The sequence below is a fragment of the Glycomyces terrestris genome (assembly GCF_003933745.1).
GTDB lineage: Bacteria > Actinomycetota > Actinomycetes > Mycobacteriales > Micromonosporaceae > Glycomyces > Glycomyces terrestris.
This window is the reverse complement of sequence record NZ_RSEB01000001.1, coordinates 567789-588256: the sequence shown is the minus strand read 5'-3', so window position 1 is coordinate 588256 and position 20468 is coordinate 567789. Positions and strand designations below refer to the sequence as shown.

The following is a 20468-nucleotide window of genomic DNA, read 5'->3' as shown; positions in this document are numbered from 1 at the left end:
ATCGGGCGTGCTTCCCTCGATGCCGCCCGGCCTCGTAGACGAGGAGCCCCTTCGGTGAATTCCCCTAGAAGACTTCGCAGGGCTGTGGCGGTGTCGCTGGTCGGTGTGCTGGCCGGCGCCGGGTTCACGGCCGCTGCGCAGGGCCATGGCGATCATGGCGACGAGATCCAACTCGAGCACCTGGACCGCGGGCTCGTCGCGGCGGTGACCGGGGACGGCGTGTTCCTCAGCTGGCGGCTGCTCGCCGACGAGGTCACCGGTTATAACGATTCAGGTCTGACCGGTGCGACGTTCAAGGTCTACCGGGACGGCCGGAAGATCGCCACGGTGTCCGACTCGACGAACTTCCTCGACACGGCCGGCGACGGCGGGTCGGAGTACCAGGTCGTCGCCGTCAAGCGCGGGCCCGACGAGGTCTCCGAGACCGTCTCGCCCTGGTCCGGCAATCACCTCGACATCCCGCTCCAGAGGCCCGCCGACGGCGTCACGCCCGCGGGGCAGGCGTACACCTACGCCGCCAACGACATCAGCCCCGGCGACCTCGACGGGGACGGCGACTACGAGTACGTCGTCAAGTGGGACCCCTCGAACTCGAAGGACGTCTCGCAGGTCGGCTACACCGGCCCGGTCTACCTCGACGCCTACACGCAGGAGGGCGAGCTGCTGTGGCGCATCGACCTCGGCGTGAACATCCGCGCCGGCGCACACTACACGCAGTTCGACGTCTACGACTTCGACGGCGACGGCAAGGCCGAGGTCATGCTCAAGACCGCCCCGGGCACCAAGACCACCTCGTACGTCAAGGGCCGGGAGCAGTACATCACCCTGCCCCGCGACGACCGGCGCGCCGGGGTCACGCACCAGGACGACTACCGGCTCTCCGCGGCCGGCTACCACGACCACCTCGTCGAGGTGTTCCGCGGCTGGCACGAGCATCCCGAGGTCGTGAACGGCGACTGGCCCGCCACGATCGAGGCCGCGCTCGGCGCGGACGCGCAGTTCGACTTCTCGTACCCGCTGTCGCAGGAGGACGCGGAGACGCTCGCCGACCACTTCATCGACGTCTACGCGCCGAGCCGGTCGGCCAGGAACCAGCTGCGGAACTTCGAGGGGTTCATCCTCGACGGCCCCGAGTACCTCACGGTCTTCAACGGCCGCACCGGACTCGAGATGGACACCATCGACTTCCCGGTCGAGCGCGGCGACGACGGCCTCCTGTGGGGCGACTACGCGATGGCCCGCATCGAGCCGGGCAACCGGGTCGACCGGTTCCTGTCGGGCGTGGCCTACCTCGACGGGGAGCACCCGTCGGCGATCTTCGCCCGCGGCTACTACACCCGCACCACGATCACCGCGATCGACTGGGACGGCCGCGACCTCGAGCAGCGCTGGCAGGCCGACTCCGGCCACGCCCCGATGTCGAACCCGTTCAACGCCTCGCCGCACGGCGTCGAGGGCCCCGACCCCGAGTGGGGGACGCTGACGACGCAGGGCGACCACTCGTTCCAGGTCGCCGACGTCGACGGGGACGGGAAGCAGGAGATCGTCTACGGCGCCGCGACGCTCGACGACGACGGCTCGCTGCTGTACTCCTCGTACGCCACGATGCCGCCCGGCTCCGCGAACCCCGGCGCCTGGGCCAAGCTCGGGCACGGCGACGCGCTGCACACCGGCGACCTCGACCCGAACCGGGAGGGCCTGGAGACCTTCTCGGTCTTCGAGGGCGGCGCCTGGGCGCCGTACGGCTACGCGATGCGCGACGCGGCGACCGGCGAGGTCCTGTGGGGCGGCTACTCCGGCCGCGACACCGGGCGCGGCATGGTCGGCGACATCGACCCCTCGATCCCGGGCCTGGAAGCCTGGGCCTCCTTGCCGCCCAACCAGGCCGGTGAACCCGAGGGCCTGTTCACGGTGACGGGGGAGCCGCTCCCGGGCGCCACGCCGGGCACCAACATGAGCATCCGCTGGTCCGCGGACCTGACGACCCAGTTCGTGCACGGCACCGCCACCGACGTGCTCCAGACCCCGACGATCCGGGACGGCGCCAACGCGGTCCTGTTCGAGGCCGCCGGCACGCTCACCAACAACTGGACCAAGGGCAACCCGGGCCTGGTGGCCGACGTCCTCGGCGACTGGCGCGAGGAGATGCTGGTGCGGACCGCCGACTCCAGCGCGCTCCGCGTCTACCTCTCGACCGAGGTCACCGACCACAAGCTGTTCACGCTGATGCACGACCCGCAGTACCGGGTCGGCGTCGCGAACCAGCAGACCACCTACAACCAGCCGCAGTACACGAGCTTCTACCTGGCGTCCGACATGGACTTCGGCGACGTGCGAGTGCCCGACTACTCGACGCCGCGCGACCGGTAGCCGCTCCCGACATGGAGGCGGGGCCCGGCCGGGCCCCGCCTCCCTTGTGTCCGGCGACGTGACCGAATTGAGACGTGGGATGATACGAGGAATTCACCTGGAGGTCTTGCGCAGGCCCAGGTGTTGCGGTTGAGTGAATACCGCCCCATCACCCCGCTTGCGGCGCCCCGCGCCGCGGCGATGAAAGCATTGGAGCTTCCCCGTGCAGTCCCTCAGACGGCGTGCCCGACTCGCGGCGGCCGCCGCGGGCGCGGTCATCATCGGCGCCTCCGGGTTCCTCTTCGCGTCCCAGGCGCAGGCCCAGGTCGACATCGTCCACATCGGCGCGGTCCAGGGCTCGATCGAGGACGGCGACACGAACTTCGCCTCCCCGCTCGCCGGCCAGACCGTGTTCGTGCAGGGCGTGGTCACCCAGAAGACCCTCGACCCCGCCGGCAACCAGGGCTTCTTCCTCCAGGAGCGGGCCGACGCCACCGACGGCGACCCGAACTCCTCGGACGGGATCTTCGTCTTCAACAACCAGTACTCGACGCTGCGCACGCTGACCGGCTCGCCCGCGCGCGAGGAGCTGGGCGCCAACTGGACCGTCGCGGTCGGGGACGAGATCGTCCTGCGCGGCGTCGTCGGCTCCTACTTCGGGAACATCCAGTTCTCCGGCGGCTCGGCGTACGTGTACGACCTGGTCGACACCGGCCTGGACCCGCTCGCGGAGGTCGAGGCGGTCGAGATCGACCCGCCGGACGACGCGAGGTCCTCCACCGAGTACATGCGCCGCCACCTCGGCATGCAGATGACCGTCCCGGCCGACTCCGTGGTCACCGCCGGGCGCGACGTCTACTCCTCGGGCGGCGAGGTGTGGGCGATGCGCGGCGACAGCGCCGCGGCGCAGCAGGACGGCTACGCCGCCCGCGCCTACCGCGACGCGCACCCGCTCGACACCGTCGAGGGCGCCTTCGACGACGGCAACGGCTACCTGTTCGTCATCGGCGACCTGGGCATCCGCGCTACCGAGGGCACCACCGAGACGATCATCGCCCCGGCGAAGACCTACGACGTGATCACCGAGGCCGCCACCGGCGGGATCTACCTCTCGTTCGCGAAGTACGCCGTCGAGGTGTCCGAGGACCTCGTCCTGGAGGGCGGCCTGGAGCCGGCCGGGAACGAGCCGGTCGAGGCCCCGGGCCGCGGCGAGGCGGCCGTGGCGTCGTACAACATCGAGAACCTGTACGACACCCGCGACAACCCGAACTCGGGCTGCGACTTCGCCGGGAACGCCGGCTGCACCGACCCCGAGGACCCCGAGGGGAACGTGCGGCCGCCGTTCGACTACGTGCCGGCCACCTACGAGGAGTACGAGGCGCAGCTCCAGCGCCAGGCCGCGCAGATCGTGGAGGACCTCCACAGCCCGGCGATCCTCATGACCCAGGAGGGCGAGGCCCAGGACGTCTGCTCGGTCAACCCCGCGTGGACGAAGGACGCCGACCTCGGCCCCGACCGCCTGGTGTGCGACCTGGCGAACGCCGGCGACGCGAACACCGGCGGCGACGGCGCGCCCGACTCGATCCAGGAGCTCGCGCTCGTCATCGCCGAGTACGGCGGCCCGACCTACCAGGCCGTGGGCGACCTCGACTCGGCCGACACGCGCGGCATCATGACCGGCTTCCTGTACCAGCCGAAGCTGGCCGGCCTGTCGAACGTGAAGTCCTGGGACCCGGTCTTCGGCGACTCGCCCGAGATCGACTACCCGACCGAGCCGGACGCGATCAACGCCGACGTGCAGAACCCGAAGGCGCTCAACGCGGCCCTGCCGCAAGAGGTCATCGACCAGTGCACGAGCTCGGGCGTCTACGCCTGCAACGGCTACGACGTGTTCAGCCGCGCCGCGCAGGCCGCGAAGTTCTACTTCAAGGACCGCCACGGCCGCCCGGTCGAGGAGATCTACCTGATCAACAACCACTTCTCCTCGAGCCCGAACACGCGCGTGCTGCACCGCACCGAGCAGGCGAACTACCTGGCGGCGATCAGCTCCGCGATCCTCGACCACCAGTGGAAGGCGAAGGTCCTCGCCGGCGGCGACCTGAACGTCTTCCCGCGCCCCGACGACCCGTTCGCCGAGGGCCAGGTCATCTCGGGCGACTGGACCGGCCCGTCCGACCAGCTCGCGGGCCTCTACGAGGACTCGGGCCTGTGCGCCCTGTACGACGTCATGGTGGAGGACCACCCGGCGGCGGCGTACTCGTACACGTACATGGGCCAGGCGCAGACGCTCGACCAGATGTGGGCCTCCCCGCGCCTGCTCCGCGAGATCGAGTCGGCCGTGACGGCGCACATCAACTCGGACTACCCGGCGGACGCGTACGACTTCGGCGAGGAGCCCGCGTACGGGCGCTACGGCGTCTCCGACCACGACCCGTCGGTCGTGGTGTTCGACATCAAGTAGCGAACCAGTGCGAGGCGAAGGGGCGGATCCACGCGGATCCGCCCCTTCTCACTTTGCATTCAATTGTGGGAGTTGAAGAACCGGTCTGCCTTAGACCAGCTTCTTCGCGTTCTTGATGGCCTCGGCGAGCGCCTCGATGGAGACGGCGGCGAGCCCGTACGAGTACATGGGCTCGGCCTCCCAGCCGACCACCTGGCCCTCCTGGACCGCCGGGAGGGCCGCCCAGGTCGGGAACTCGGTGAGCGCGTCGGGCTGGAGGGCCTGCACGCGCGAGTCGAGGAAGAGGACGTCGGCGGGGTACTTGTCGGCGTTCTCCCACGAGAGGCTCTCGAAGTAGCCGCCCTCGTCGAGGTTGTCCGGCTGCACGAAGTCGACGCCGAGCTCGGTGAAGAAGCGCATGTCGTTGCCCATGGCCGGGTTCGAGGCGTAGAAGGTCTCGGCGGCGGCGGAGCAGGCGAGGACGGTGACGGGGTTCGCGGCGGCGGCCTCGGTGAGGGCGGCGACGGCCGCGTCGTAGCGCTCCTTGCCGGCCTTGTTCTCGTCCGAGTCGAGGTCGGCGCCGAGGGACGCGGCCAGTTCGGCGTGGCGGGCGATGATCGCGTCGAGGGTGTTGGCGCCGTCGTCGGCGGAGAGGGCCACGACCTCGGCGAGGCCGGTGATGTCGGCCTTGGACTCCTCGGGGACGTACCAGAGGGAGGCCGGGTCGTAGTAGAAGTGCGTCAGCAGGACCTCGGGGCCCCAGGAGGCGTACGCCTCGACGTCGAACTCGCCGTAGGTGTTGCCGAAGACCTCGAGGTCGGCGACGGGCAGGTTGCCGGCCTGGCTGGTCGGCGAGCCGTCCTCGTTGGTGGTGGGGCCGAAGACGGCCGGGACCTCGACGCCGAAGTCGTACAGCGCGGCGGCCATGCCGGTGTACGCGACGAGCTTGGTGGGGACGTGGTCGAGCTCGGCGGTGGCGGGCTGGTCGTCGGTGAACTCCCAGGGGCCGGTCGACTCCTCGGCGGAGTCGGCGCCGTCCTCGCCGCCGCCGCAGGCCGCGAGGGCCCCGGTGAGGCCGAGGGCGCCGCCGCCCGCGAGCAGGCCGCGGCGGCCGAACCTGGCCTTGTCGGCATCGAAAGCCATGTGTGTCTTCTCCTCTGTGCAGGGGCGGGGGGCCGGAAACAGCGGTGCGCTCGGGCCGGGCCCGGCCGAACCGAGGTTAGGCTAACCTAATCCGAATCCGGTCCCGTGACCTGGGGCCGTCACGTGGCGTCAGCCACTGACCGGCTCGGCCGACGCGATGGCCTCGGCGATGCCCTCGAGGATCAGCGCCGCGCCGGTGTAGGAGTAGATCGGCTCGGGGTTCCACGCGTAGATCTGCCCGGCCGCGACCGCCGAGATCGAGTCCCACGTGGGGAACTCGCCGAGGTCCGCCGGCTGGAGCGAGGCCGAGCGCGCGTCGAGCAGGAGCAGGTCGGCGTCGTACTTGCCGGCGTTCTCCCACGACAGGGGCTCCCAGTAGCCCGCCTCGTCGGGCTCCTCGGCGACGACGAAGTTCACCCCGAGCTCGGCGCACTTGGCGAGCAGGTCGAAGGTGTCCGGCACGCCGACGTAGAGCGCCTCGGCGTACGCCGAGCAGGCGAGCACCGTGATCGGGTTGGCGGCGGCCGCCTCCTCGACGGCGGTCACCGCGGCGTCGTAGCGGTCCTTGGCCGCCACCAGGGCGTCCGACTCCGGATCGGCGCCGAGCGCGACCGCCAGGTCGGCGTGGTGGGCGAGCACGTCGTCGACCGGGTCGCCGCTGGAGATCCGCAGTCCGACCGCCGGCGCGAGGGACTCGACCTCCTCGAGGCGGTCCTCGGGCACGAACCAGAGGTCGAAGCCCTCGAAGAAGTGCGAGACGAGCAGATCGGGACCGAGCGCGGCGTAGGCCTCGATGTCGAACTCGCCCCACGCGTTGCCCAGCACGGTCAGCCCCTCCACCGGCATCCGCCCGGCTTGGAGGTCCGGGGTGCCGTCGGCGAGGGTCGTCGGGCCGAACACCGCCGCCACCTCGACGCCGTAGTCGTAGAGCGCGGCGGCGAGGCCGGTGAAGGCGACCACGGTCGACGGAGCGCCCTCGAGTTCGACGTCCTCGCCGCTGCGCTGGTCGACGAACGCCCAGGTCCCCGCGCCCTGGCCGGAGTCCGAGCCGTCGCCGGCGCCGCAGGCGGTCAGCAGGGCGCCGCCTCCCAGCGCTCCGGTGGAGGCGAGGAGGGTGCGGCGGGAGAGGGCGGGGTACGCGCGGAGTGGCACGTCGAACTCCTTCAGGGGTCGGTGATGGCGGGGCGAGCGAGGGTTAGGTTAGCCTAAACAAAACCGCAGCCACTATCCCTCCGGAGACCGCACTTGTCAACCGCGCACCGCGCCCCCGTCGCCCCGCCGCTCGCGGCGGGCGAGGCTCCCGGGGCCGCAAGCGATCCCGCGCCGCGGCGGCGCACCGGGGGCCGCGTCACCGGACTGCTCGTCCTCGTCGCCGCCATCGCCGTGCTCACCGTCCTCAGCGTCGCCCTCGGCGCCCGCGCGATGGACCTCGGCGAGGTCTGGGCCGGCCTCACCGACCCCGCCTCGGACGCCTACCCCGTCGTCACCGAGCTGCGCCTGCCCCGCACCGCCCTCGGCCTCGCCGCCGGGGCCGCGCTCGGCCTCGCCGGGGCCCTCATGCAGGCCATGACCCGCAACCCCCTCGCCGACCCCGGCCTCCTCGGCGTCAACACCGGCGCGGCCGCCGCGGTCGTCACCGCCGCCTACTTCCTCGGCTTCTCCAGCTTCACGCAGACGATCGGGTTCGCCTTCGCGGGCGCCGCGGTCGCCTCCGTCGCCACCTACCTCATCGCGGGCGCGGCCACCGCCACCCCGGCCCGGCTCGCGCTCGCCGGCGCGGCCGTCACCGCCGCCGGGTACGCGTACGTCTCGGCGATCCAGCTCATGGACGCGGCCTCCCTGGAGACCATGCGGTTCTGGTCGGTCGGGTCGCTCGTCAACGCCCACACCGCGCCGATCCTCCCGGTGGTCGACCTCATCGGCGCCGCGAGCGCCGTCGGCCTCCTCCTGGCCCGGCCGCTGAACGCCCTCGCGCTCGGGGACGCGACCGCCACCGGCCTCGGGGTCGACCCGCGCGTGCTGCGCGTCGCCGGGATCGCGACGATCACGGTCCTGGCCGGCACCGCGACGGCCGTGTGCGGCCCGATCGTGTTCGTGGGCCTCGTCGTCCCGCACGTGGTGCGGGCCTTCACCGGGCCCGACCAGCACTGGGTCCTGCCGTACTCGATGCTCACCGGCGCGGCGTTCCTCCTCCTCACCGACGTCGTCGGCCGCATCGTCGCCCGCCCCGGGGAGGTCCAGGTCGGCATCGTCTGCGCCGTCGTGGGCGGCCCCTTCTTCATCTACCTCGTCAGCCGCAGGAAGGTCACACGGCTGTGAGCACAGTGTCCACTCCGCTGCTCGAGCGGGCCACGGTCCTGCGCGTCGGCGGGCTCTCGATCCGCCTGCGCCACCGCGTGGTCGCCGCGGTCCTCGGCTCGCTCGCCGCGCTCATCGCCCTCGCCATGTGGTCGGCCGCGACCGGCTCGACCTCGCTCGGCCTCGAACGCGTCTGGTACGCCCTCATCGGCCAGGGCGCCAAGGGCGACGAGTTCATCCTGTGGACGCTGCGCCTGCCGCGCCTGGCGACCGGCCTCGCCGTCGGCGCCTGCATGGGCCTGGCCGGGGCCCTGTTCCAGAACCTCACCCGCAACCCCCTCGGCAGCCCCGACCTCCTCGGCCTCACCCAGGGCGCCACCACCGGCGCGCTCATCGCGATCATCGTGACCGGCTCGTCCCTCCAGGTCACCACGGTCCTCGCCGCGGTCGGCTCGCTCGCCACGGGCCTGCTCATCTGGGCCCTGACGCGCGGCGGCGACCCGTCCGGGTACCGGCTCATCCTCGTCGGCATCGGCGTCTCGGCGATCCTCGCCGGCGTCAACGGGTACCTGCTCACCCGCACCACGATCATCGACGCGTTCCGGGCCGTCTACTGGCTCACCGGCGACCTCTCCGGCCGCGACTTCGGCCAGGCCGCGCTGGTCGGCCTCATCCTCGCCGCCGGCGCCGCCGTCATCGCGGCCCTCTCCCGCGGCCTCGACTCGCTGCGCCTGGGCGAGGCCACCGCGACCGGGCTCGGCGTGCGCGTCGACGCGACCCGCGTGGCCGCGCTCGTCACCGCCTCGGTCCTCACCGCGGGCGCCGTCGCCGTCGCCGGGCCGCTCGCGTTCGTCGCGCTGGCCGCGCCCCACATCGCGGCGCGCCTGACCGGCTCGTCCCGCAGCTTCCTGTGCTCGGCCCTCGTCGGCGCCCTCATCGTCACCGCCGCCGACATGATCGCCGTCGCCGGCGTCGGCGACCGCCAACTGCCCACCGGCGTCGTCACCGGCGTCGTCGGCGGCGCCTACCTCATCTGGCTGCTCATCGCCCACCGCAAGAAGGGGGTCCTGTCGTGACCGCAAGCCCGCTCGCCGCCCACCAGGCCACGCTCGGCTACGGCCGCAACGTCATCAGCGAGGACCTGACCGTCGACATCCCCGAGGGCGAGTTCACGGTCATCATGGGCCCCAACGCCTGCGGCAAGTCCACCCTCCTCAAGGCCCTGGCGCGCATGCTCAAGCCCTCGACCGGCTCGGTCCTCTTGGACGGCAAGGACATCCACTCCCAGCCCACGCGCGCCGTCGCCCGCCGCCTCGGCCTGCTGCCGCAGTCGCCGATCGCCCCGGACGGCATCACCGTCGCCGACCTCGTCGCCCGCGGCCGCTACCCGCACCAGGGCATCCTGCGCCAGTGGTCGGCCGAGGACGAGCGCGTCGTCGCCGAGGCCATGGCCGCCACCGACATCGGCGACCTCGCGAACCGCGGCGTCGACGAGCTCTCCGGCGGCCAGCGCCAGCGCGTGTGGATCGCGATGGTCCTGGCCCAGCAGACGCCGCTGCTGCTGCTCGACGAGCCGACCACGTACCTCGACATCACGCACCAGATCGAGGTCCTCGACCTGTGCGCGAAGCTCCACCGCGAGGGCCGCACCCTCGTGGCGGTCCTGCACGACCTCAACCAGGCCGCGCGCTACGCCACGCACCTCATCGCGATGCGCGGCGGCGCGGTCGTCGCCGAAGGCGCCCCGGCGGACATCGTCACCGCCGAGACCGTCCAGCGGGTCTTCGACCTGCCGTGCCGGATCATCGACGACCCCGAGTCGGGGACGCCGCTGGTGATCCCGAGCGCTAGCGCTCGGGTGTAGGCTTCCGCTCCGCGGCGGCGGCGCGCCGCTCCAGGGCGAGGCCGGCGACGAGGACGACCGCGATGGCCGCCAGCTGGACGCCGGCGTTCATGAGGCCGAGCGGCGTCAGCGCCAGGACCGCGGCGGCGAACGCGACCCGCGCGAGGGGGCGCGGGAGCGGCATCGAGGCCCGCAGGCCCGCGGTGCCGAGGAGGAACAGCGCGACGCCGCCGGAGAGCAGCAGCGAGCCGTCGAGTTCGAGCGGCGAGGTCGCGTGCCCGACGGCGTGCTCCACGCCCGCGGCGAGGACGAGGATGCCGAGCAGCACCGGCACGAACGAGTAGGACAGTCCCTTGAGGACTTTGCGCACGCGCTGCACCGAGTCGGTGCTGGCGGTGAGCGCGTGCTCGGCCCGCGGCAGTTCGTGGACGAACAGCGACCACCACAGGCACGAGGCGATGACCAGGCCCAGGACGGCGGCGATGAGCAGGTCCGCGTCGATGTCGAGGCCGCGGGTGGCGACGGCGATCGCCACGACGGACTCGCCGAGGGCCACCAGCACGACCAGGCCGTGCCGCTCGACGATGTGGGCGGGGTGGAGGCTCAGGCCCCGCTGGCTGTGGAAGAACGGCACCGACCAGACGATGGCGGCCGCGAGCGCCCACATGACGTAGCGCCAGGGTTCGACGGGCACGAACTGGGCGGCGAACACCGCGGCGACGGCGGCGAGGTTGGCGATGAAGATGGGCACGAAGGCGGTGGTCGCCTGGAGGTACATGAGCCCGTGGACCACCACGACCACGAGCATGCCGATCCCGATCCAGACGCTGCCCTCCTCGAAGGCGGCGGGGACGGCGAGGCCGACGATCAGCCATCCGGCCATGGCGCAGAGGATGAGGACGCGGCGGGCGGGGCGCACGGGCGGGATCACGTTGGTGAGCCATGAGTACCCGGCGTACATCCACCAGATGAAGCCGAGCATGGCCACGGTCTGGAGGAAGCCGTGGAGCGGATCGTGGGCGATGACCCAGGTGAACTGGGCGATGATGAAGACGAAGACGAGGTCGAAGAAGAGTTCGAGGGTCGAGACCCGGAGATCGTCCTCGTCGCGGATGGGGTCGATCCGCTCGACGAACCACTGGGGGAGGAGTCGTTTCACGAGGACTCAGGGTAGCAGTCCGCCGCGGACGGCCTCCGGGTTCGCCCTCGGGTTCGCGTCATACTGGGGCGCAAGGGGTTCGGGAGGCCGCGGTCCGCTACTCCAGTCGCGCGACGGGCAGGCGGACCTCGATCGCGGTGCCCCGCCCCTCCTCGCTGTCGAGGCCGATGCTCCCGCCGTGGGCGGCGACGATGGAGGACACGATGGACAGTCCGAGGCCGGAGCCGCCGGTGGCGCGGGAGCGGGACGGGTCGGCGCGGTAGAACCGGTCGAAGACCTTCTGGCGGTGCTCGGGCGGGATGCCGGGGCCCTGGTCGGCGACGCGGAGGACGGCCCAGCCGTCGTCGGCGGCCACGGCGACGTCGATGGCGGTCCCGGCCGGCGTGTGGACGCGGGCGTTGGTGAGCAGGTTGACCAGGACCTGCCGCAGCTGCCCTTCGTTGGCGACCACGGTGACCGGGGCCGCGGCGCTGAGGCGCACCGGGTGGGTCGGGTCGGCGACCTCGGCGTCGTCCACGGCGTCCTGCGCGAGCTGGGCGAGTTCGACCAGTTCGCGGTCGCCGCCGACCTCCTCGTCGAGGCGCGAGAGGACCATGAGGTCGTCGACGAGCTTCGCGAGGCGCGCGTTCTCGGACCCGATGCGGTCCATCGCGCGGTCGAGCTTCTCGCCCTGCGCGGCCGCGCCGTTCTGGTACAGCTGCACGTACCCGCCGATGGCGGTGAGCGGGGTGCGCAGCTCGTGCCCGGCGTCGGCCACGAACTGGCGCAGGCGCTCGTGCTGGCGGTCGCGCTGCGTGATCGCGTCCGTCAGGCGCGAGACCATCCGGTTGAGCGCGAGCGAGAGCCGCCCCATCTCGGTGCGCGGGTCGGCCGCGGTGATGCGGTGCTCGAGGTTGCCGGTGGAGACGACCTCGGCGTCGGCCACCATGTTGTCGACCACGCGCAGGCCGCGGCGGGTGATGATCCACGCCGCGAGGATGCCGAGGCCCGCGACGAGGAGGCCGGTGATGACGACGGTGCGCGTCAGGGTCGCGGTGGTCGCCTCGACGTCGTTCATGGAGGTGGCGACGACGATCGTGTAGGTGCCCGGGACGTCGTTGACCTTGGCCTGGACGCCGGCGAGGGACGCGGCGCGGTAGGTCATGCCGCCGTCGGCGCTGTCGACGGTGAAGTAGCCGCTCTCGGCCGGCGCGGTGTCGATGTCGGGCAGCGAGTACGGCGCGTCCCGGTACCCGGCGGCCATGCTGCCGATGAGCTGCCCGGACTCGTCGAAGATCAGGACCGCGAACTCGTTGTAGGGGATCTCGCCGGCGGCCCCGTAGCCCGGGTCGGACCGGACGCCGCCCTGCTCGATCATCCCGTGGAGCTTCTGGTCCACCTGGTCGACCAAGTGGTTCGCGACCGTCTGCACCGTCACGAAGCCGATCACCGCCACGGCGATGATGAGCAGGACCGCCATGGCCGCGGCGATCTTGGTCCGGATCGCCACCGCTACTCCTGGGGCGGGCGCAGCATGTAGCCGACGCCGCGGACGGTGTGGATGAGGCGGGGGCCGAGCTTGTCGAGCTTGCGGCGCAGGTAGAACACGTACGTCTCGGCCAGGCTCGACTCGGTCTCGAAGTCGTAGCCCCACACCTGCTTGAGCAGCTCCGACTTGGACACCACCCGCCCGGCGTTGGCCGCGAGGTAGCGCAGCAGCCGGAACTCGGTGGGGGACAGGTCGATCGTCTTGCCGTCCCGCGTCACCTGGTGCGCGGCCAGGTCCAGGATGAGGTCGGCGACCGCGACGGTGTCGGTGCTCTGGCCGCCGGCGGCCTCGCGGCCGATCGTGCGGCGCAGGACCGCCGCGACCCGCAGCGACAGCTCCTCGAGCCGGAACGGCTTCATGAGGTAGTCGTCGCCGCCGGAGCCGAAGCCGTCGCGCAGGTCGCCGGGGGCGGTGCGGGCGGTCAGGAAGATGATCGGGGTCGCGTCGCCGGAGGCGCGCAGGCGGTCGGCCACGGCGAAGCCGTCGAGGCCCGGCATGTTCACGTCGAGGATGACCAGGTCGGGGCGGACCGCCTCGACCGCGCTGAGCGCCTCGGTGCCCGAGCGGGCGGCGGTGACGGTGTAGCCCTGGAACGAGAGGGCTTCGACCAGCAGGTCTGCCAGGCTCTCCTCGTCGTCGACGACCAGGAGCCGCGCCGGGGACCCGTCGCCCCGGAGCGGCACCGCAGGCGGCACGGCCCCGGCTGGCCCGCTGGTCGAAGTCATCCACCGCTCCTCATTACTCGTGCGAGTCGTCCGTCGGTTGCCCAGCGTATTCCACCGTTTGCGCCGGGGACAGGGCCTGCGCCCGTTTCCAGGCGACTTCCGCACCCGCTCCCAGCGAACGTTCAGCCGGGGACCGGAGTGTCGGGGCTTCCCTGCTTCCACCTGAAGTTACTTTCCAGTAATATCAGGGGACACCGAACCTATGGAGGTAGGGCAATGGAGCCAGCCGTCAGGGCCGACCTGGTCAAGGACCACCCGCTCAAGGGCCGCGCCGCGTTCGTCACCGGCGCCAGCCGCGGCATCGGCGCCGCGATCGCCGTGGCGCTCGGCCAGGCCGGGGCCAAGGTCGCGCTGTTCGCCAAGACCGGCGAACCGCACCCGAAACTCCCCGGCACCCTCTACGAGACCGCCAAGGCCGTCGAGGCCGTCGGAGGCGAGGCCCTCCCGATCGTCGGCGACCTGCGCGACGCCGAGGCCGTCGGCGAGGCGATCGACACCGCGGCCGCCGCGTTCGGCGGACTCGACGCCTGCGTCAACAACGCCTCCGCGCTCGACCTCACCGGGATCGGCGAGCTCTCCCTGAAGAAGTTCGACCTCATCGCCGGCGTCAACCTGCGCGGCACGTTCGCCGCGATCAGCGCCTCGCTCCCGTACCTGCGCGGCTCCGACCACGCCCACCTGCTCACCGTCAGCCCGCCGCTGAACACCGACCCGCGCTGGTTCTCCGGCGGCCCCTACACCGCCACCAAGTACGGCATGACGATCATGACCCTCGGCGCCGCCGAGACCGAGCCCGGCGTCGCCGCGAACTGCCTGTGGCCCAAGACGACCATCGCCACCGCCGCCGTCGAGTTCGCCCTCGGCGGGCAGCCGATGCTCGACCGCTCCCGCAAGCCCGAGATCGTCGCCGACGCCGCGCTGGCGATCCTGGCGAAGGACCCGGCCGCGTACACCGGCAACGCGGTCCTGGTCGAGGACCTGCTCGCGCAGGAGGGGGTCACCGACCTCGACGGCTACGCGGTCGTGCCCGGCACGACCGACTTCCAGCCGGACATCTACGTCGACTTACAGGTGCTGGAAGTCGTCCTCGTCGGTGATGCGCTCCAGCATCGCCCGCCGGCGCCGCCGCCGCTCCCGCAGCTGCCTGGGGAGCGAGGCGAGCACCACGGCCGCGCCGGCGGCGAGGACGACCGCGAACACGAGCTGGACGACGCCCCAGCCGGTCTCGCGGGTCTCCCACTCGCCGAGTTCGCTGCACAGGCCGAGGACCTCCTCACCGTCGGCGTCCGCGGTCTCGCACAGCGCCGTGGGGCTCACCTGCTCGCCCCGGTAGGTGAGGACCCGCTCCTCGCCGGGGAGCGCCGCGATGAGCAGGACGACCGCGAGCGCGAGGGTGACCAGCGCCGAGAACGCGTTCAGGTAGGGCGAGTCGGGCAGGGAGAACCGCCCCCGGCGCGGCGAGTCGTGGGGGATGCGGGGTTCGTGCACCCCCAGGTCGTTGAACACGGCAGGCCCTTCGCGAGTGCTGCGGCGGCCGGAAGGGGCCGTCACCCCGATGCTAACGCGCAGCTCGGGCCGGGGCGGGCCGCGAGCGGGGCGCGAGACGGCCGCCACGGGCGGCGCCGTGGGGCGCCGCCCGGGTGCGGCTCGGCGGTGTCGCGGCGGCTCACGCGATGAGGTGGACGTCGCCGAACTCGTGCCACAGGTACCGCGCCTCGATCGCGGCCGTGTAGGAGTCGCGCAGCAGGCCGGTCTCGCAGATCGCCTCCAGCATCGACAGGTGGGTCGAGCGCGGTTCGTGGAAGCCGGTGAGCAGGCCGTCGACCACGGCCACGGGGGCGGCGGGGGAGATGATCCGCTCGGTGTGGCCCGAGGCGGCCGCGACCCGGCCGTCCTCGACGGCGCTCTCGAGCGCCCGGACCGCGGTGGTGCCGACGGCGATGACGCGCCCGCCCGCGGCCTTCGCGGAGTTCACGGCCCGCGCCGTGTACTCGCCGACCTCGAACCACTCCGGGTACGGGTCCTCGTCGCTCTCCAGCGACGCGACCCCGGTGTGGAGGGTGATCGGCGCGATCCCGACCCCGGCCGACACCAGCCGCGTCACGATCTCGGGCGTGAAGGGCCTTGCGGCGCTGGGCATCTCGGCCGATCCCGGCACGGTCGAGAACGCGGTCTGGTACGCGGCGAGCGGCCACTCCTGGTCGACGTACGAGTACCTGATGGGCCGGCCGTGGCGGGCCAGGTAGTCCGGGACGGACGCGACCGGCGGGCGGGTGGTCCACAGCCGCTTGCCGAAGCGCCGCTCCAGGTAGAGGTGGACGCCGCCGGGCAGGTCGAGGGTGCGGCCGATGACGTCCCCGAGGTAGGGCCTGTCCCGGTCGCGCAGCTCGACGAGCCACGAGCCGTCGGGCCGCACGGAGGAGAAGTGGACCCGCAGGCCCTGCCGGGTCAGGACCGCGGCCGGGAGGGTCGCGGAGTTGTTGACGACCAGCAGGTCGCCGGGGCGCACGAGGGCCGGCAGGTCCTCGAAGTGCCGGTGGGTGATCGCCCCGGTGGCCTTGTCGGTCACCAGCATCCGCACGTCGGAGCGGCCGGCGCCGCGGACCTCGGCGGGGCGGCGCGCCTCCAGGGCGGCGTCGAGGGCGAACGCGAACGGCTCGGTCAAGGTGGTGCTCATTCCCTGGTTCCCTTCTCTGCGGCGTCGCTGAACGCCTTGGCTTCGTAGCGGCCGCTCTCGGGCCGGGCCTCGATGAGGCGCACGATCGCGGCCGCCGCGTCGGCGGGGTCGCCGGCCTCGGCCGCGTCGGCCTCGCCCACCGCGTCGGCGAGCATCCGGGTGCGCATCTCGCCGGGGTCGACGGCCCAGACGCGCACGTCCGGCTCCTCGGCGGCGAGCACGTTCGAGAGCTGGTCGAGCGCGGCCTTCGACGCCCCGTACACGCCCCATGTCGGGTAGGGGCCGGTCGCGGCGTCGCTGGAGACGTTCACGATCGCGCCGCGGCGCTCGCGCAGCGACGGGAGCGCCAGCTGCGCCAGGTGGATCGGGGCTCTCATGTTCAGCTCGAACACCTCCGGCCAGGCGTCGAGGTCGGCGTCGGCGAGCCGCGGCAGCGGCACCTCGCCGAGTGTGGAGGCGTTGTTGACGAGCAGGTCGACGCGGCCGCCGGCGAGGGCCACGAGGCGCTCGCGGTGCCCGGCGTCGTACGCGACGCTCCCGGCCAGGTAGGTCGCGCCGAGCCGCGCGGCGGTCTCGGCGAGGCGCTCCTCGCCGCGGGCGGTGAGGACGAGGCGCCAGCCGTCGGCGGCGAGCCGCTCGGCGAGGGCCTCTCCGAGCCCGGCGGACGCTCCGGTGATCACGGCGGTGCGGGTTGCTTCGGTGGTCATGCCGCTGACGCTATTGCCGCCGCGGCGCGCGCGCATCGGGCCGAGGTCGCGGTCGGTCCCGGTCCGCAGGTCCTAAGACCAGCGACCGAGGCCCGGCGGCCGGCGCGTGGGCTAGATTCGTGCCGTGACCGCCTCCCATTCCGATCCTGCGAAGCTGCTGCACGAAGTGTCGGCGGCCGTCGGCGCGATCACCCGGCACCTGTCCGTGCACCAGGTCCTGGAGGTGATCGTCTCCTCGGCCCGGCGCCTCGCCGGCGCCGACTACGCCGCGATCGGCATCCCCGACGACGAGGGCGGCTTCGCCGAGTTCATCACCGACGGCATCGGCGAGGAGCAGCGCCTGAAGATCGGCCCGCTGCCGCGCCAGCACGGGATGCTCGCGGCGATCCTCACCGAGACCGAGCCGATCCGCCTCGACGACCTGCGCCGCGACCCGCGCTTCCGCTGGTGGCCCAAGGCCCACCCGGCGATGACCGCGCTCCTCGGCGTCCCCATCCGCGACGGCGACCAGACCCTCGGGATCGTCGTGCTCACCAACGACCTCGGCCGGCCCGGGTTCACCGCGGCCGACACCGAGCTCATCGAGCTCCTCGCCTCCCACGCGGCCATCGCGATCACGAACGCGCGCCTGTACGAGCGCAGCCGCGAGCTCACCGTCGTCGAGGAGCGCAACCGCCTCGCCCGCGAACTCCACGACGCGGTCATGCAGCGCCTGTTCTCCCTGCGCCTCTCGGCCCGCACCGCCGCCAAGCTCCTGCCCGACGACCCCGGGGCCGCCGGCCGCCGCCTCGACGAGGTGGAGCAGCTCGCCGCCGAGGCCATCGCCGAACTGCGCGCCGTCATCGTCGAGCTGCGGCCCGCCGACCTCGACGTCCACGGCCTGGTCGAGACCCTCCGCCGCCACGTCGCGCTCCTGGACCGCCTGCACGAGACCGGCGTCCACTTCGAGGTCCGCTCCCCGGTGGACCTCTCCCGCGACGGCGAGGTCGAGGTCCTGCGCCTGGTCCAGGAGGCCCTCGGCAACGCCTTCCGGCACGCCAAGGCCCGCAACGTGACCCTCGTGATCGAGACCGAGCGCGTCACGATCGCCGACGACGGCCGCGGCTTCGACGCCGAGGAGGCCGCCACCCGCGGCCTCGGCCTCCTGTCGATGCGCGAGCGCGCCGCCGCCCTCGACGGCCGCCTCGACGTGCGCACCGCCCCCGGGGAGGGCACCGTCGTCACCCTGCACCTCGACAGCGAAAGGGACGGCCGTGACTGACCCGATCCGCCTCCTCCTCGTCGACGACCACCCCGTGGTCCGCCGCGGCCTGCGGGGCTACCTCGAGCTCGAACCCGACTTCGCCGTCGTCGGCGAGGCCGGCGACGGCGAGGAGGCCCTCGCCGCCATCGCCGCCCTCGACCCCGACGTGGTCCTCCTCGACCTCAAGATGCCCGGCCTCGACGGCCAGGGCGTCCTCGAACGCCTCGGCGACGCCACCGCCCGCGTCCTCGTCCTCACCTCCGCCACCGACGCCGAACGCGTCCCCGCCGCCATCACCGCGGGCGCGGCCGGCTTCGTGTACAAGGACATCGACCCCGACGCCCTCGCCAGCGCCATCCGCACCGTCCACTCCGGACAACTCCTGCTGTCTCCGGCCGCCATGCGCGGCTTGATGAACGGCGCCACCGGCCCGGCCGCCCCGAACCTCACCCCGCGCGAGAGCCAGGTCCTCGGCCTCATCGCCAAGGGCCAGACCAACCGCCAGATCGCCCGCGCCCTCGGCGTCTCCGAGAAGACCGTCAAGACCCACGTGACGAACCTCCTCCGCCGCATCGACGCCGCCGACCGCACCCAGGCCGCCCTCTGGGCGGTCCGCCACGGCATCGGCTGACCGCGGACCGCGACCGTCCACTGAGCCGTCACGCCCGGTGCTCGCCCAGAGTCCCACCGCGCCCGGGCCTCGCCCCCGCCTCAACCCTGACGGTCAGGCGAGCTCCCGGACGAGCGCGCTCAGGATTCTCGCCGTCTTCTCCGGCTGCGTCGTGATCGCGAGGTGGTCGGAGGGGAGCTCGGTGACGGCCCAGCCCAGCCGGACCGCCTCGGCGGCCTGGCTGCGGTAGGCCTCGCTCAGGCGCACGTACGCGCACGGGCCGGGCGGCCAGTCGGGGGCCGCGGGGGCGTTCTCCTCGAAGTACGCCAACGGCAGTCGCGGCAGCGCCGCCACGAACGCCTCCCGCTGCTCCGGGTCGGGGAGGAGGTCGGCGATCGCCTCGGCCGGGAACCAGTCGCTCCACTTCGGGAGGACGCCGTCCACGGCGGTGTCGCGCAGGTGCCCGCCGACCTCGGCGGGCGCGCTCGCGAACCAGGACGTGCCCGGGTGAGGGAGCAGCGCGTCCACGAAGACCGCGGCCGCGGTGCGCGGCACCGCCTCGGCGATCGCCGGGACCAGGGCCCCGCCACCGGAGTGTGCGATGAGGACCGCCGTGTCGTGCGCGGCGTACTCGCGGAGCCCGGCGGCGGCCTGCGCGGCGGCGGCCGGGTGGTACGGGCCCTCGCCCGCGAACGCGGGCCCGAGGTCGGGGAGGGCGACGACGTGGCCGAGCGACCGGAGCGCCTCGGCGGTCGGCTCCCAGGCCCCGGGGCCGGTCAGCGGACTGTGGACCAGTACGAGCAGAGGATCGTCCATGTTTCGATTGTTATGCCCCAGAACGCGATGTGCAAGGGGGCCCGGGCGTTCGCCCGGGCCCCCTTCGTGAACATGCGGTGTCAGCCGCCGACCACGGCCGGGTCGCCGCCCTGCCGCTCGCCGGTGTCGAGGGCGTCGATCGCGGCGAGCTCGTCCTCGGTGAGCGCGAAGTCGAGGGTCTCCCAGTTCTCGCGGATGCGCTCGGGGGTGACGGACTTCGGGATGACCACGTTGCCGCGCTGGAGGTTCCAGCGCAGCGCCACCTGGGCCGGGGTGCGGTCGTGCGCGGCCGCGGCGGCCTTGACGGCGGGCTCGTCGAACAGGCCGCCGCCGCGCAGCGCGAGCGGCCCCCACGACTCGGTCGCGATCAGGTGCTCGGCGTGGTAGGCGCGCAGCTCCGGCTGGCTGAAGTACGGGTGCAGCTCGACCTGGTTGATCTCGGCGGCCGCGCCGGTCTCGGCCTCGATGCGGTCGAGGTGCTCGACCGTGAAGTTCGAGACGCCGGCGGCGCGCAGCAGGCCCTCGGCGCGGGCGTCGAGGAGCGCCTGCCAGGACTCGACGTACTTGCCGACGCCCGGGCGCGGCCAGTGGAGCAGGTACAGGTCGAGGTAGTCGGTGCCGAGCCGTTCCAGGGACTCCTCCAGGTTGCGGCGGACGTCGTCGTAGCCGTGGTCCCACGTCTTGCTGGTCAGGAACACCTCGCCGCGGTCGAGGCCCGAGGCGGCGAGGGCCCGGCCGACGCCGGCCTCGTTGCCGTAGCCGACCGCCGTGTCCACGAGGCGGTAGCCGGTCTCGAGGGCGACCTCGACCGCGGCCTGCGTGTCGCCCTCCTCGATCTTGAAGGTGCCGTAGCCGAGACGCGGGATCACGGCACCGCCGGTCAGGGTGATGGACGTGCGCAGATCGCTCATGCGCGCAAAGCCTACTCAC

17 protein-coding genes are annotated in these 20468 nt (G+C 72.7%); 8 read left to right on the top strand and 9 right to left on the bottom strand.

The genetic code is table 11. The features are described from left to right. Positions 1-54: 54 nt before the first annotated feature. Together EIW28_RS02755 and EIW28_RS02750 are read left to right on the top strand one after the other, a co-directional pair. Positions 55-2370, top strand: coding sequence for a rhamnogalacturonan lyase (locus EIW28_RS02755; RefSeq protein ID WP_125246174.1), 2316 nt, complete (start codon positions 55-57; stop codon positions 2368-2370). A 202-nt stretch (positions 2371-2572) separates the two neighbouring features. Next, entirely contained in the window at positions 2573-4810 is a 2238-nt protein-coding gene (locus tag EIW28_RS02750; RefSeq protein ID WP_125246173.1) for a hypothetical protein, read from the top strand. Between the two features lie 90 nt (positions 4811-4900). On the opposite strand, the gene EIW28_RS02745 is transcribed toward EIW28_RS02750, so the two are convergent. Together EIW28_RS02745 and EIW28_RS02740 are read right to left on the bottom strand one after the other, a co-directional pair. Beyond that, positions 4901-5932, bottom strand: a complete 1032-nt coding sequence (locus EIW28_RS02745) for an ABC transporter substrate-binding protein (protein ID WP_125246172.1) — start codon at positions 5930-5932, stop codon at positions 4901-4903. Positions 5933-6061: 129 nt separating this feature from the next. Continuing rightward, positions 6062-7084 (bottom strand): ABC transporter substrate-binding protein, encoded by a 1023-nt coding sequence (locus EIW28_RS02740; RefSeq protein WP_125246171.1) that lies wholly within the window; start codon positions 7082-7084, stop codon positions 6062-6064. Between the two features lie 93 nt (positions 7085-7177). Here EIW28_RS02740 and EIW28_RS02735 point away from each other — a divergent pair, with 93 nt between their 5' ends. The 3 genes from EIW28_RS02735 to EIW28_RS02725 are packed head-to-tail and all read left to right on the top strand — an operon-like array spanning position 7178 to position 10094. Then, complete coding sequence (locus EIW28_RS02735; RefSeq protein WP_125246170.1) at positions 7178-8251, top strand: FecCD family ABC transporter permease; 1074 nt, start codon at positions 7178-7180, stop codon at positions 8249-8251. Beyond that, positions 8248-9306, top strand: a complete 1059-nt coding sequence (locus EIW28_RS02730) for a FecCD family ABC transporter permease (RefSeq protein WP_197717031.1) — start codon at positions 8248-8250, stop codon at positions 9304-9306. The genes EIW28_RS02735 and EIW28_RS02730 overlap by 4 nt, the downstream gene beginning before the upstream one ends. Next, the gene (locus EIW28_RS02725; protein ID WP_125246169.1) at positions 9303-10094 is read left to right on the top strand and encodes an ABC transporter ATP-binding protein; all 792 of its coding nucleotides are present in this window, start codon (positions 9303-9305) and stop codon (positions 10092-10094) included. The genes EIW28_RS02730 and EIW28_RS02725 overlap by 4 nt, the downstream gene beginning before the upstream one ends. Here EIW28_RS02725 and EIW28_RS02720 read toward each other — a convergent pair. The 3 genes from EIW28_RS02720 to EIW28_RS02710 form a co-directional block, all read right to left on the bottom strand. Then, a complete protein-coding gene (locus tag EIW28_RS02720; protein WP_125246168.1) occupies positions 10078-11232 on the bottom strand; it encodes a low temperature requirement protein A in 1155 nt (384 codons plus the stop codon). The genes EIW28_RS02725 and EIW28_RS02720 overlap by 17 nt on opposite strands. Before the next feature lie 97 nt (positions 11233-11329). Next, the gene (locus EIW28_RS02715; RefSeq protein ID WP_125246167.1) at positions 11330-12721 is read right to left on the bottom strand and encodes a sensor histidine kinase; all 1392 of its coding nucleotides are present in this window, start codon (positions 12719-12721) and stop codon (positions 11330-11332) included. Between the two features lie 2 nt (positions 12722-12723). Beyond that, a complete protein-coding gene (locus EIW28_RS02710; RefSeq protein ID WP_125246166.1) occupies positions 12724-13485 on the bottom strand; it encodes a response regulator transcription factor in 762 nt (253 codons plus the stop codon). Positions 13486-13701: 216 nt separating this feature from the next. Here EIW28_RS02710 and EIW28_RS24605 point away from each other — a divergent pair, with 216 nt between their 5' ends. Further along, positions 13702-15162: an SDR family oxidoreductase gene (locus EIW28_RS24605; RefSeq protein WP_197717030.1), complete on the top strand. Its 1461-nt coding sequence runs from the start codon at positions 13702-13704 to the stop codon at positions 15160-15162. Here the strand turns inward: EIW28_RS24605 and EIW28_RS02700 are convergent. Further along, positions 15152-16162, bottom strand: a complete 1011-nt coding sequence (locus EIW28_RS02700) for an S-adenosylmethionine:tRNA ribosyltransferase-isomerase (RefSeq protein WP_125246165.1) — start codon at positions 16160-16162, stop codon at positions 15152-15154. The genes EIW28_RS24605 and EIW28_RS02700 overlap by 11 nt on opposite strands. Next, the gene (locus EIW28_RS02695) at positions 16159-16869 is read right to left on the bottom strand and encodes an SDR family oxidoreductase (protein WP_125246164.1); all 711 of its coding nucleotides are present in this window, start codon (positions 16867-16869) and stop codon (positions 16159-16161) included. Before EIW28_RS02695 ends, EIW28_RS02700 begins: the two co-directional genes overlap by 4 nt. A 115-nt stretch (positions 16870-16984) precedes the next feature. Here EIW28_RS02695 and EIW28_RS02690 point away from each other — a divergent pair, with 115 nt between their 5' ends. Continuing rightward, positions 16985-18130, top strand: coding sequence for a GAF domain-containing sensor histidine kinase (locus tag EIW28_RS02690; protein ID WP_408612184.1), 1146 nt, complete (start codon positions 16985-16987; stop codon positions 18128-18130). Further along, entirely contained in the window at positions 18123-18743 is a 621-nt protein-coding gene (locus EIW28_RS02685; protein WP_125246163.1) for a response regulator, read from the top strand. The genes EIW28_RS02690 and EIW28_RS02685 overlap by 8 nt, the downstream gene beginning before the upstream one ends. A gap of 93 nt (positions 18744-18836) precedes the next feature. Here EIW28_RS02685 and EIW28_RS02680 read toward each other — a convergent pair whose 3' ends face one another. After that, positions 18837-19538 (bottom strand): alpha/beta fold hydrolase, encoded by a 702-nt coding sequence (locus EIW28_RS02680; RefSeq protein WP_125246162.1) that lies wholly within the window; start codon positions 19536-19538, stop codon positions 18837-18839. Between the two features lie 80 nt (positions 19539-19618). Then, positions 19619-20449: an aldo/keto reductase gene (locus EIW28_RS02675; protein WP_125246161.1), complete on the bottom strand. Its 831-nt coding sequence runs from the start codon at positions 20447-20449 to the stop codon at positions 19619-19621. Between the last annotated feature and the right edge of the window lie 19 nt (positions 20450-20468).